Raw genomic sequence first — 13,590 nt, 5'->3', positions numbered from 1 at the left:
TCCGGCCAGTGAAGCGCGCCGCCGCATCACCGAGCCCGCACCTCGGCACCGTTCTGGAGAGCGCGTCGCCCCCGGTGTCTGGGGAGGAGCCGCCTCAGCTGATGACGACGAACTGCTCGCCGAGATCGACGCGGGTGCCGCGCACCACGCGGTAGCGGCGGCCCGGCTCGGCGTACCGGGGCTCCGCACCGGGCTCGCGGATGATCGTGCCGTTGCCCGAGTGCCGATCGCTGATGAAGAAGACGCCGGAATCCTGGCCGAACTCCAGATGCGTCTTCGAGACCGATCGGCCGGGATCGACGATCGTCACGAGGTGGTCCACGGCCTCCCCCGGCTCGGATCGCGGATTGCGCCCGATCAGACCGGACCCGACCACGGTGTAGCTCTCACCGGTCGAGAACTGGAGGACGAAGCGCGCGCCGGAGGCGGAGCGCGGGACGAGGCGGGTGCTCTCGACGTCGGGGTCGAGCCGCGGAGGCGGGGCGAGCGGCGGGGTCGCCCGCACGGACCCGCGGTCGGCCGAGCGCTCGATGCCGGGCGCGAGCGGGGCCGCCGCGGCGTCGGGGACGACGGGCGGGGCCGCGGCCTCGGGGACGGCGCGCGCGGGCGCCGGCGCCGCCGGCGTACTCGCCGGCTCAGCCGTACCCCGCCCCGGGACGACGACGGAGGACGCGGCGGTACTCGACGCGAGCGGTCCGCTCGACGCGGGCGCCGCGCTGCCGGTGAGCAATGACGCCCAGGACGGGAGCGGGGCGACCGTCTCCGGTGCCGGCCCGGCAGCGGCCGGTTCCGGGGCCGGCGGGGCGGCGGCCGGTTCCGGGGCCGGCGGGGCGGCGGCAGGATCCGGCGTCGGTTCCGGCGTCGACGGCGCGGCCGCCGGGGCAATCTCGGGAGCCCGCGGCTCGGCGGGAGGCGCCGGGGCGACCAGGCGCTCGATCACGCGGGTGTCCTGCGGCATCGGCGCGCCGCACTCGGCGCAGAACAGGTCCTCCTGCTCCCCCACCGTGCCGCAGGAGACGCAGACGGGAGGCGGCGCGGCCGCCGCGGTTCCGCGCGCGGAGGGCGCTGCCGCCTCGACCGCGTCGGCGACGGCGGGAGCAGGAGCGGGAGCGGGCGCAGAAGCGTGAGCAGAAGCGTGAGCAGCAGCAGGAGCCGAAGCGGGAGCATCCACCGCCGCACCGGCGGCCGGATCACCCGCCGCGTTCGAGACGGACGAGGGCGGCGGCGCATCGGCCTGCGGCTCCGACGGATCGTCCTCGGGGGCCTCCGGCGGCGTCGCGGGCGTGATCGAGAGCACCTCGCCGGCCGAGAACACCGGTGCCGCGGCCGTCAGCACGACGGGGGGCACGACGGGCGTGCGGGCGGCGACCGAGCGACCGCACTCCCCGCAGAACATGGCGATCGGGGGCAGCGTCGCACCGCAGTGGCGACAGATCATCGCGACGCTCCTCCCCTGGGTCGTGCACGTCCAGGGTATCGGCGCAGCGAGCGGGTCGAGACGGCGGCGCGCCACCGCTCGCGACGCGTGCCGTCGACGGCGAGGGATGCCCGCACCGCGTCGACCGCCTGCCAGACCCGGTCGACCTCCTCCAGCGGAGGCGCCTCGGGGGCGTAGTCGGCCCGGTCGGCCACCCGCGCGAGCACGGCAGCCTGCGGCCTGCCGATCGCGAGGGCGAGCTCCCGGCGCGTGCCGCCCGCCGGCAGCGGGATCCCCCGGTCGACGGCCGCGTCCGTCACCTCGCGCCAGCCGGCGAGGATGCGGCGCACGGCATCGCCCTTCCGCCGCCGACGCCGGCGCCGTCGGGCCTTCGCGGCGACGATCCCGATGAACGGCGCCGCGATGAGGCCGAGCGCGAGCAGCACCGCTGCCGTGATGGTCAGGATGAGGAGGACGAGGGCCAGCAGGGAGTCGTCGACGGGCGCGTCGCCCGGCTCGATCTCGGGCGGCGCCTGATCGTCGCGCACGGGCGGATCCTCGACGGGCGGCTGCACGGCGTTCTGCGGGCGCGTCACGGGGATCGGCTCGTCGGGCTCGGCCGGCGGGATCTCGCGCTCGGGGGGCATCACATCGACGGGGATCCAGCCGAGGCCCGCCGCGTCGATCTCGATCCAGGCGGTGAGGTCCGCCCCGCGCAGCACGAGGTCGCCGGAGCCGGCGGGCGCGTAGCCGAGCACGACGCGGGAGGGGAAGCCGGCCTCGCGGGCGAGGAGCGCCGCCGCCGCCGCGTACTGCTCGGCATCGCCGAGCATGGGCCGGGCGGTCACCAGCTCGGCCAGCCGGTCGAGCGAATGGCCGGAGCGGCTCGGCGGCTCGTCCTCTCCGACCCCGTGCGAGATGTACCCCTGCTCCTGGAGGGCGGCGATGGCGGCGGCGAGACGCGGTCCCGGCCCCTCGGCCTCGACCGTCACCGCCTGGAACCAGGTGCGCAGCTCGTCGGGGACGGCCGCGATCGCGGGGACGGCGGCGGCGCCGGGCGCGAGCTCGTCGAGCTCCGGCGGGGTGAGCACGGGCTGCAGGGCGGTCAGGCGGTACGCGCGTCCGGCATCCACCCCGCCGATGAGGGCCGCGGTACCGGTGACGTCGTTGACGACGAAGCGGTCACGCACATCGGCCGCATCGTCGCCGTCGAACCGGATCGCGGCGAACTCGCCGATCGTCGGCAGCCACGGCCCGATGGGCTGCTCGATGACGAGGTCGACCTCGATCGGGTCGCCCTCGATGCCCGTGACGTCGCGACGCGTCGGGATGCGCTCGAACCGCCCCGACGCCGCATCGACCTGCTCGCTGCCGACCGCGAACACGACGCCGTCGTAGCTGTCGAGCGTCGCGACCCGCAGCCGGGCGCCGGAGGGCAGCCCCGACACCCGCACCGCCGGGGCCTCGACGGCCCCGGGCAGGAAGGCCGTGCGGTAGGCGGCGAGCGGGCTCGGCAGCGCTCGGGGGTCGAACGGCGGCTCGGTGAGCGATCGGAGGACGGTGCGCTGCTGCTCGGGCGGAGCGATCGCGACGGCCGCGGCGCCGATGCCGCCGGAGAGCAGCAGGAGGATCAGCGCGCCGACGACGGGGCGCGCGACCGCTGCGCGACCGCCCGTCACAGCGGTGGTCGAGGAGGGCGCGGCACCGGAGCGGACCGCGTCCGTACGGCGGTGCCTTCCCTGCACGACGAGCCAGAGCAGTAGGACGACCGCGAGCGCCACGGCCGTGCCGGCCGGGAGCGGGACGCGCTCGGAGCCGAGCGCGACGGCGAGCGCGAAGGCGAGCAGCGGCACGAGCGCCGCGAGGGCCGGTCGTCGGGTGCGCAGCGCGATGCTCGCGGTCAGCACCGGGCCGGCGAGGAGGAGGACGAGCGCGGGGACGAGCAGCGCCTGGTAGTCGGCGACCGGCAGCTCGATCGTGACGAGCTGCCGCCAGCCGAGCACGACCCCCGAGACGAGCTCGAGCAGTCCCTGCGGCTCGGGCAGCACGCCGTAGAGCGCGCGCCCGGGCACCGCGAGGGGCACGCCGACGATGATGAAGAGCGCGACGGCGGCGAGCAGAACGCCCTCGCCGCGCCACTTCGCGAGCAGGCCTCCGACGACGAGCAGCACGCCCAGCGGCACCGCGACGCCCGCGAGCAGAAGGAAGCTCGGGTGCTGGTAGATCGGCCACAGCGCCGCGGCCACGGCGGCCCAGGAGAGCAGCGTGAAGACCCCGGCGGAGACGAGCACCGCGGCCCGAGGACGGGTGACCGGAGGGCGTCGACGGCGGCGGCGTGCTGCGGCGGCCGCGGCCGCGCGGCTCACCACGACTCGGCCCCCCGCATGGCGCGCCGCAGGTCGGCGAGCGAGCCGATCGTGATGACGGTGAGCGCGCCCAGCCGGCGACGACCGGGGATGCGGTCGGGATCGCACTGCAGCGCGACGACCTCGACCGCGGGCGGGAAGGCCGCGGCGGCGCTGCGCAGCCGGGCGGGCGTCACGCTCGAGCCGACGACGAGGAAGGCCACCGAGATGCCGCGGGCGTCATCGCCCGACAGCCGGGCGACGTCGAGGATGCCGAGGGCGGACGGTCCGAACTCGACGAGCGCGAGCTCATCCAGCAGGGCGGTCGGCGTGCGCGTGGGGAGCGGCCGCAGGGCGACGACGGTGCGCTTGGCGAACTCCGGCGTCACGGCGCTCACGACGACCGAGATGTCGCGGGCATCCCGGATCGCCCGCGCGCCCAGCGAACCGGCCACGGAGACGGCGAGCTCGAACTCGATGTCGGAGGCGAAGTCGATGCTCGCGATGCTGAGCGCGACGACGAGGTGTGATCGACGGGTCTCCTCGTACTGGCGCACCATGAAGGTGCCGGTCTTCGCCGTCGACTTCCAGTGGATGTGCCGGCGGTCGTCGCCGGGGGCGTACTCGCGCAGCGCGTGGAAGGCGAGGTCGCTCGCGGTGAGCTGCCGCGTCGGCTGGCCCTCCAGATCGCGCACGAGCCCGCTCGAGGTGGAGGGGATGTCGATCGTGCGCGGGTGCACGATGACCTCGGCCGGCTCCGTCCAGGTGATCTCGCGCCGCACGAGCCCCACCGGGTCGGCGCGCACGCTGTTCACCGGTCCGATGACGAGCCGCCCGCGGCGCCGCGTCGGCACGGGGATGCTCAGGACCGCCTCGCGACCGGGAGCGAGGCCGGGCAGAGCGACGGGGACGAGGCCGTCGCCGACGGGCACGTCGAGCACGGCGGAGAAGCTGCGGCGCGCGCGCCGATTGCGAACCAGGATGCTCGCCGCGGCCTCGTCGCCCACCGCCACCCGGGCCGCCGGCGGGGTGAGCTCGACGGCGAGCGGAGTGCGCCCGAGCAGGAACAGCAGCGCGATCGCCGCGAGCACGCAGCCGGAGATGCCGAGCACGACCAGCTCGCTCCACCCCCAGGCGTACCCGGCGAGCAGGAGCAGCGGCACGAGCGCCAGCAGGCTCCAGCCGAGCGGCGTGATGACGGAGGAGGCGGCGGCGACCGCTCCGCCGACGCCGGCCCGCACGGCGCGGGCGCTGCGCACGGCCGCGACGACCGCGTCGGCTCCGACGCCGGTGCGGCTTCCGACGATGCGCGTGCGCGCGGTCGTGACCGTCGAGGCGATGGCGGTGTCCTCGACGGTGCGCCGCGTGCGCTCCCGATCGCGGTCGCGCCCGCGCGTGGAGGTGGTCGATCCGCGCGCCGGGCGGCTGGGGGTGCGCAGACTCACACGGCGACCCGGTCGCTCGGCGGGGGCGTCTCGAGCAGCAGCTGCCCCATCACCGAGACCGTCGTGACGCCGTCGAACTCGGCCTCGGTGTCGAGCACGAGCCGGTGGCCGAGCACAGGCTCGGCGAGCGCCTTGACGTCGTCCGGCACGACGTAGTGACGGCCCTCCATCGCCGCGTAGGTCTTCGCGCAGCGCACGAGCGCCAGGGCGCCGCGCACGCTCGCCCCGAGCCGCACGTCGCTGTGCGAGCGGGTCGCCTCCACGAGGCGCGCCACGTAGTCGGTGATGACGGGGTCGACGTGCACGGTGCGGGCCGCGGCGATGAGGTCGCGCACGACGTCGAGGCCGACGACCGGCTCGATGACCGAGGCGCGCGGTCCCCCCGCGCCGTCGAGGATGCGCACGGTCGCGGCGTGATCCGGGTAGCCGATGGCCGTCTTCATGATGAAGCGGTCGAGCTGCGCCTCGGGCAGCCGGTACGTGCCGGCCTGCTCGATGGGATTCTGCGTCGCGATGACGAGGAACGGCGCCTCGACGTCGTGCGTGACGCCGTCGATGGTGACGTGACCCTCCTCCATCACCTCGAGCAGCGCCGACTGGGTCTTCGGGCTGGCTCGGTTGATCTCGTCGGCGAGCACGATGGTCGCGAAGACGGGCCCGCGGTGGAACGTGAAGTCGCCCGTGCGCTGGTCGTAGACGGTGATGCCGGTGATGTCGCCGGGCAGCAGGTCGGGCGTGAACTGCACGCGCGTGGTGGTGCCGCGGATGCTCTGCGCGAGCGCACGGGCGAGGGAGGTCTTGCCCGTTCCCGGCACGTCCTCGAGCAGCAGGTGCCCCTCGCTGAGCATGGCCGTGAGGCTCAGGCGCACGACGTAGGTCTTGCCGAGCAGCACCTGCTCCACGTTGCCGACGATGCGCGCGGAGATGTCGGCGAACCATCGGGCCTGATCGGGGGTCATCGTCATGGTCGGGGGTGGCCTTCCGGGTCGGGGATGCGCGGGCGCGGGGCGGCGGGCGGGCGAGGGGCGGCGGGCGGCGGTGCCGTGCGGCGCACGCCCTCCCTCATCCCTACCACCGGTAGACCCGGTCGTACTCCGCGCCGCCCTCTCGGACGCGGATGAGGAGCTCGGGCACCTGCCCGGTGGAGAGCGTCATCTCGCACCGGCCCGCGTCGGTGTCGATCGATACGACGGCACCGCCGCGGCAGATCTGCTCGACGAGGTCGTACGCCGCGCCGCGGACGGGGCTCCAGGTGATGACGACGGCGCGCACGTCGGGCGAGGTCTCGGTGAACTCCGCCGCGGGGGCTGCGTCGATCTCGACCGCGGCCGGCAGGGCGAAGGGCCCCGACCATGCACCGCACAGCAGCGTCTCGTACTGCCGGCACGCCCGCACCTCGAGGGCGAGGGCGGCGCCGTAGTGCGAGCGGTCCGCCGTCGTCAGGGCGGCCGGGAGCGTCACGAGGCCGGACTCGCCCCGGGTCGAGCCGTCGGCGATGAGGCGGTACTGCACGCTGTCGATGCGCCCGCCGCCCTCGACCGCGACGGAGCGCAGGGTGGGATTCCACGGTCCGATGTCGTTGGGGCCGGCCTGCCGGGGCGGCGCGGCGACGTCGACCTCGGTGACGGCGCCGGGCACGGGCCGCGGCGTCGCGCGCACCTCGACGGCGGCCGTGCATCCCTGCCCGTTGTATGCGTAGACGACGACCCGGTACTCGGTGTCGGCGGCGAGCCCGGAGACCGTCGTGCTCGTCGCGCCGTCCACCCTCGTGGTGCCGGGAGGCTGAACGGGCTGCGGAGCGCCGTCCTCGACCCCCGTCACGGTGCAGGCGGGCGCCGTTCCGCCCGCTGAGACCCAGACGTAGTAGTACTGCACGGCCTGCCCGTTGCCCGCGAAGACCGAGGGCCAGGCGACGTCGACGCGATGGCCGGTGTCGCCGGTGGTGTCGCGCGAGCCGACGGCCGAGACCGCGCCGACCACGAGCGGCGCCCCGGCCGGCGTGCCGGACCCCTCGGCGCTGTTCCACCGCGTGAGCGGTCCGAACGAGTCGTTGCGGGCGCTCACGCTCACCCCGTAGTTGGTGCCGTTCTCGAGCGCTCCGTCGCGCACCGCGATCACGTAGTCCGTGCCCTCGGGGTCGGATGCGAGGGCCCGGACCTCCCTCACGACGGGGCCGACCGTCACCACGTAGCTAGTGATCGGCGAGGCGGACGCCTCCTGCGCGGGCTTGCGGAAGGCGACGCGCAGTCCGCCGTCGAGCGGCGTGATCCGCGAGATGACCGGGGCCGGGGGGACGAGGTCGCTCCAGACCCGCTCGGCGAGGGTCGTCGGCGCCGACTCGCCCTGGGCGTTGAGGGCGACCACGCTGATCCGCACCGCGTTCTCCGAGCCGTTGCCGGGGGTCGGCACGGTGCACGGGGAGAAGGCGCAGTCGACCTCGGCGGTCTGCGCGCCGTCGGAGACCCGCACGACGCGCGCGACGAATCCCTCGATGGGGGCGTTGTTCGACCCGCCGGGCTGCCAGGCGACCTCGAGCTCGCGATCGCCGTACCCCTGCACCCGCAGGCCGGTCACGGCGTCCGGGACGTCCTGCACCGAGATGCGCACCGAGGCCCACACGTAGCGATCCGGATCGCGCGTCGCGTCGGAGACCTGGTACTGGAGGTTCGTGTCCACGGGAGCGGCGGTGCTCGACACCGTCACCTCGAGCCGCTGCCCGTCGTCCGAGGGGACGACGCGGACCCCGGCCGGCAGCGAGCCGCCGTCGATGCCGCGGATCGCCTCGACCCGCAGCGGCTCGTCGGGGAACGGGTTGCCCGCCTGGTCGTTCTGCAGCACATCGACGGTGGTCGTCTCGCCGCGCGGGGCGATCGCCGAATCCGCCGCCGGGTTCGGGAGAGGACGCGTGGAGGGCACGACGGTCACCGTGACGCGGCCGGAGGTGCCGACCGCGGCGTCATCCCGGACACCGAGGGTGACGCTCGCGATCGTGCCGCGCGCCGTTCCCGGCGGCACGCTGACGATGAGCGTCTGCCCGCGCAGCTGCACCTCGAGCCCCGCCTGCGGACCGGCGAGCACCGAGTAGACGAGCTCCTCGAGGTCGTCGGGGTACGGGTAGGAGGTCACCCGCAGCAGGTCGATCTCGCGCTCGCCGCCCGGCTCGAGCTCGATCGTCGCCCCGATGAGCGCGGGCGGCTGGTTCTCGCGCGGCGTCACCTCGATGGGCAGCACGATCGTCGCGACGCGTCCCTCCGGGTCGGTCGCGCTCGTGCCGTCGGTCACCTCGAACGAGATCGAGGCGGGCCCGAAGTACAGGTCGGCGGAGGTGAACCGCAGCGTGTCCTCGTCGACCACGAGGGACGAGCCGTCGGCGTTCGTCGCGCGCACGGTCGCGGTATCGGTCAGCCGCACGCCGTCGTCCCCGACCGCGATGACGTGGTCGTTGATGTCGATCTCGACGGTCTCCTCGCTCACGACGCTGATGGGCCGCGCCCGGCGATCGAGCTGCGGCAGCGCGTCATCGGTGCCGGGCACCCAGATGAAGGCGTAGGCGCGCACGGAGGGATCGACGGGGTGCCGCAGCTCGAAGGGGATGATCTGCCGCTGCTCGCCGACTGTGACCCGGATGCTCCGGTTCGGCAGGATGCGCGCGGTCTCGCCGTCGTAGCCGGGCACGATGCCGAGCCCGAGCTCGGCGATCTCGCCCTCCGCGAAGAAGACCTGCGAGAGCACGTCGACGTCGATCGTCTCGCGGTCGAGCACGTCGGCGAGGGTCAGCACGACGTCGCGCGCCACGGGCGGCGTGAGGGGGGCGTCCTCGACCACGTCGACGGTGAGGAAGGCCTGGGATGCTCCGCCCGCCTCGCTCACGATCGTGTACACGAACCCGTACCGGCCCGTGCCCTCCGGCGGCACGACGCGCACGAACTCCTCGTCGACCACCGCGGCGGCGGCCGTCGGATCGGAGGACTCCACGGCGCTCACCCGCAGCGCCGAGCCGTCGGGGTCGGTGTCGTTCTCGAGCACCGGCACGAGCACCGCGACCCCGGGGCGCACCACGACGAGGTCGTCGTTCGCGACGGGGTTGCGGGCGCCGTCGAGCCGCGGACTGATGCCGACGCGCACGAGGCCCGTCGCGCGCGCGCCGAGCGCGTCGACGACGGTGTAGCGGAACTCGTCGGTGCCCGCCGCGTACTCCCCCGCCGTGTAGACGATGGTGTCTGCCGTCACCTCGGTGACGGTGCCCCGCTCGGGCGCGGTCTGCTGCCCGATGATCTGCACCGAGTCGCCGTCGGGATCCATCCCCTCGACGGGGATGCGGATGCGCACGGTCTCGCCGGCGATCACCCGCGCGGTCACCGTGCGCGGCACCGGGGCGGAGTTGGTGTCGACGGAGACCTCGCGCACGCTGATGCGCACGGTCGCCTGGGCGCGCTCGAGCCCGAGAGGGCCGGTGATCTCGTAGACGGCCGTGTACTCGCCCGGCTGGTCGGGCGCGAGGTACCGCAGGCGGTCGCCGGCGACGAACAGGAGGCCGGAGTCGCCCTCGAGGCCCTGGGGCAGCACGGGCGAGAGCGTGAGCGGCTCGTCGTCGGGGTGCTCGTCGTTGTCGAGAACGGGGATGCTCACGGCGTCGCCGACCCGCACCGTGATCGCGTCGTCCCGGGCGATCGGCGGCTGGAGCCGGTCGAGCGGAGGGATCTCGATGACGGTGATGGTGCCCTCCGCCTCGGCCACCCCGTTGCTGATGCGGTAGCGCACGTCGGTGGGGCCGTCGAGCGGGCGGGTGAGCGAGATGCGGATGTCGCGCTGCTCGAGGATCTCGGCGCGGATGCCGCTCGCCGGCGGCACGGAGGAGATGCCGGTGACCACGAGGACGCCGCCCGCGGGATCGATGTCCGCCGTCGCGACGGCCACCGTGGTGCTCGACAGCGTGCGCACGAACGCCGTCTTCGGCACGGTGATCGGCCCCGCGCCCGTCTCGGGCGGCGGCAGCACGTCGACGCGCACCACGCCGGTCGCCGTCACCTCGTTGTCGGTGACGACGTACTCGAGGTAGTGCGTGCGCACTTCGTCGCTCACGAAGCGGAAGATGCCGCGGTCGAGGCTCGGGGTGATCGTCGACCCCTGCTTGGGCGGCACGGCGCTCAGCCGGATGGGCCCCGAGCCGCCGCGGACGTGCACGAGCGGATCGATGCGCACCTCCTCCCCCGCGTAGGCCGAGACCGCGAAGGGCTCGGTGATGATCGGCGTCTGCCCCACCGGCTGCACGGTGACGGCGAGCGAGCCGGCACCGCTGAGCGCGCCGTCGGAGACGGTGAGCGAGACGGGGCGCAGCTCGCCGGCACCGCCGGCCTCCCGCACGGTGACCCGGCCGTCGGCGCGGAAGGTGACGACGTCGGGGGCGGCGATCGCGGCGTCGGCGAGGTAGAGGGGGTCGCCGTCAGGGTCCACCCACTCGGCGAGCACCGCGGCCGTCACCGTGCCGCCCTCCGCGACGAGGGTCTTCGCCGTGCGCACCTGCACCGGGGGCCCGTTCTCACCCGCCGCGCGCGCGGTCACGGTCACGACGGCGCTGTCGCTGCCGCCGCGCCCGTCGGTGATCGTGTAGGCGAAGGACGCCGTGCCGCTCGCCGAGCCCGCCAGTTCGATCTGCAGCTGCTGGCCCGCACCGACGACGTCGACGCGGCCGAACGCCGGGTCGACCGGCTCGACGGCGCTGATGACGAGCACGTCCCCGTTCGGATCGCTGTCGTTGAGCAGCACGGGCAGCGGGGAGACCCGGCCAGGGCGGGCGCCGAACTCGTCGTCGACGGCGACGGGCGGCTGCGGCGCGACCTCGAGCTCGGGCGGCGTGTCGAGCTCGTCGAGCTGCGCCTGCTGCTCGTCCTCCTCCTCGACGAGGAGCTCGTCCCAGTTGTCGATGAGGGCGCCGTCGGCCTGCACCGCCCACGCCGATCCCGAGCGGGTGTCGTTGAGCACGGCGCGCCCGCCCCGAGCGGCGACCGCGAGCTCGGCGTTCGCGGCCATGCCGGCGAGCTCGAGCAGCACGGCCTGCTGCCCCTCGCACTGCCGCCATGCCGCGCCGTCGGACCACGCGGCGAGCACGCAGCCGTCGACCAGCGCGGGAGCGGCCGGGCGGCCGTCGCGGCCCTCCGCGACGACCGTCGCGCCGCCGTCGGCGTCGACCGCGATCAGGCCGCCCGGATGCGCGATGAGCAGCTCGTCACCGCCCGGTGCCGCGAGCACGGCCTCCGAGGGCGCGTCGATGAACCCCGAGAGATCCACCGCGCCCTCGGCGGTGTGCAGCACGGCCGTGCGCAGGGACAGCACGGCCCAGCGGTCGCCGGCGGTGGTCACCGCGACGGGCTCGTCGGGCTCCACGGGCAGCGGCCAGCGCTCGGCCACGCGGTCGGGGGCATCGAGGCGGATGCGCAGCACCTCGGCGGTGCCGGGTGCGGCGGCGATGAGGCCGAGGCGGGCATCCATCACGACGGCGGAGCCCTCGCCGAAGACGAAGGGCGCGGCCGAGAAGGAGTCGAAGTCGGTGAGCAGGGTGCGCGGCACGAGCCAGGTCTCGCCGGTGCCGCCGCTGTGCACGACGGCGGTCTCGTCGAGCATCATGAGGCTCGGCGAGTCGGGCGGCAGCGGCACGGTGTCGGAGACCTCGGCGAGGGCCGCATCGACGATGTCGGCGGTCGCGTTGACGGCGTCGACCACGACGACGTCGGTCTCGTCCTGCACCACCGCGAGCGAGGAGCCCTCCCCCGGCACCACCGTGTCGAGCGAGCCCAGCTGCAGATTCGCGCGACCGACGGCCTGGCGCTCGCCGTTGGCGACCCACACCGAGCCGTCGTTGAGGTCGAGCCGCTCGGCCTGGAACCCGGGGGCCACGATCGCGAGCGTCGTGAGCACGGCGAGGGCGGTGCCGCCGCCGATGCCGCTGACGGCCGCCGAGCGATGACGCGCGAACCAGTCCCGGAATCCCACGTCAGCCCCCCGCCGACTCGGCGCACTGCTCGGCGCTGGAGGGTCCGACGCGGCCCTCGCGGGTGACGCTCACGGTGAGGCAGACGCGCGTGCCCTCGGGCGCGGCGACCGAGAACTCCGTCGAGCGCTGCACGGTCGATTCGCCGCCCTCGACGCGCACCTGGAACGCGTCGGTCTCGCGGATACCGGGGTCGGGCCACCGGAAGGCGACGGTCGGGCCGTCGACCGTCGCGGTGACACCGGTCACCCGGGGCAGGTCGCCATCGGCCCCCTGCAGCGCGATCACGGTCACGAGGGCGCCGAGACCGACGACCGCGAGGACCGATCCGACGAGGATGCCCGCCGCGAGCCGCCCGCGCGGGGCCGTCCGTCGCGCCCCCGTGCCGGTCGACGCGGGCGCCGCCGCCTCGGGGGCCGATCGCCGCCGACGCCGATCCGGGCGCGGAGCCGGCGATGCCGGGGCCACCGCGCGCACGACCGTGCGGTCGCCGGGGTCGTCGGCGGTGACGAGGGCCCAGTCCTGCACCGCGACGTCGGCGGGCGTCGGCGTGAAGCCGAGCTCGAGCTCGATGGTCTGCAGCTCGCGCACGAACTCCATAGCGCTCTGCTGGCGGCGACCCGGGTCGCGCGACATGCCCCGGCGCAGCATCCGCTCGAGCGAGTCGGGTACGTCGTCCCGCCCGATCGCCGGCAGCTTCGCCTTCGTGATGCGGGCGATGAGCTCGTCGGAGGTGTTCGTGCCGTCGACGATCTCGAACGGCGAGCGCCCGGCGAGCAGGGAGTACACGGTCGCGGCGAGCGACCAGACCTCGCTCGTGACCGCCCCCGGCGTGGTGTCGAGCAGCACCTCGGGCGCCGACCAGGGGATGGACATCCCGACCGTGTCGTGCGCCGTCGCCGCGCTCAGCGTCGCCGCGATGCCGAAGTCGCTCAGAACGGGATGCCCGTAGACGGTGGTGAGGATGTTCGAGGGCTTGATGTCGCGGTGCAGCACGCCCTGCCGGTGGGCGGTCTCGACGGCGCTGCCGATCTGCACGCCGATGCGCAGCACCTCGGTCACGGGCATCCGCTCGCGGCGGAACCGCTCGGCGAGCTGCGCGGAGCACAGCTCCATGACGAGGTACGGACGGCCGTCGGCCGAGATGCTGGCCTGGTAGACGGTGAGGATGCTCGGGTGCGCCGACAGCTGCGCCATGAGGTTCGCCTCGACCTGGAACATCTGCCGCACCGATTCGGTGACGACGTCGGCGAGCATGACCTTCACGGCGACCTGCCGCCGGGGCATGTTCTGCTCGTAGAGGAAGACGTCGGCGAAGCCGCCGGATCCGAGCATGCGGATGTGGCTGAAGCCCGGCAGGATCGGCGGATCCGAGGGTCGACGACGCGCCACGGT

The 13,590-nt window shown here is 74.8% G+C and carries 6 protein-coding genes; all 6 read right to left on the bottom strand.

Translation table 11 applies throughout. The features are described from left to right. Positions 1-94: 94 nt before the first annotated feature. Complete coding sequence (locus OVN18_RS10440; RefSeq protein WP_267780719.1) at positions 95-1,438, bottom strand: zinc-ribbon domain-containing protein; 1,344 nt, start codon at positions 1,436-1,438, stop codon at positions 95-97. Then, entirely contained in the window at positions 1,435-3,786 is a 2,352-nt protein-coding gene (locus OVN18_RS10435) for a transglutaminaseTgpA domain-containing protein (protein ID WP_267780718.1), read from the bottom strand. The genes OVN18_RS10440 and OVN18_RS10435 overlap by 4 nt, the downstream gene beginning before the upstream one ends. Beyond that, a complete protein-coding gene (locus OVN18_RS10430) occupies positions 3,780-5,207 on the bottom strand; it encodes a DUF58 domain-containing protein (RefSeq protein ID WP_267780716.1) in 1,428 nt (475 codons plus the stop codon). Before OVN18_RS10430 ends, OVN18_RS10435 begins: the two co-directional genes overlap by 7 nt. Further along, on the bottom strand, positions 5,204-6,172 hold the full coding sequence (locus OVN18_RS10425) for an AAA family ATPase (protein ID WP_267736964.1): 969 nt from the start codon (positions 6,170-6,172) through the stop codon (positions 5,204-5,206). Before OVN18_RS10425 ends, OVN18_RS10430 begins: the two co-directional genes overlap by 4 nt. A gap of 103 nt (positions 6,173-6,275) precedes the next feature. Continuing rightward, entirely contained in the window at positions 6,276-12,197 is a 5,922-nt protein-coding gene (locus OVN18_RS10420) for an Ig-like domain-containing protein (protein ID WP_267780715.1), read from the bottom strand. A gap of 1 nt (position 12,198) precedes the next feature. Further along, the gene (locus tag OVN18_RS10415; protein ID WP_267780714.1) at positions 12,199-13,587 is read right to left on the bottom strand and encodes a serine/threonine-protein kinase; all 1,389 of its coding nucleotides are present in this window, start codon (positions 13,585-13,587) and stop codon (positions 12,199-12,201) included. Positions 13,588-13,590 lie beyond the last annotated feature (3 nt).

Origin of the sequence: Microcella daejeonensis, from assembly GCF_026625045.1 — a bacterium.
Taxonomy (GTDB): domain Bacteria; phylum Actinomycetota; class Actinomycetes; order Actinomycetales; family Microbacteriaceae; genus Microcella; species Microcella daejeonensis.
Note: the sequence above shows the minus strand (reverse complement) of the source record. Positions and strands in the feature narration are given on the sequence as shown.

Excerpts from the sequence above, each read along its gene's own strand:
- OVN18_RS10425 (WP_267736964.1), bottom strand. The coding sequence starts at position 6,172 with ATGACGATGACCCCCGATCAGGCCCGATGGTTCGCCGACATCTCCGCG.
- OVN18_RS10440 (WP_267780719.1), bottom strand. The coding sequence starts at position 1,438 with ATGATCTGTCGCCACTGCGGTGCGACGCTGCCCCCGATCGCCATGTTC.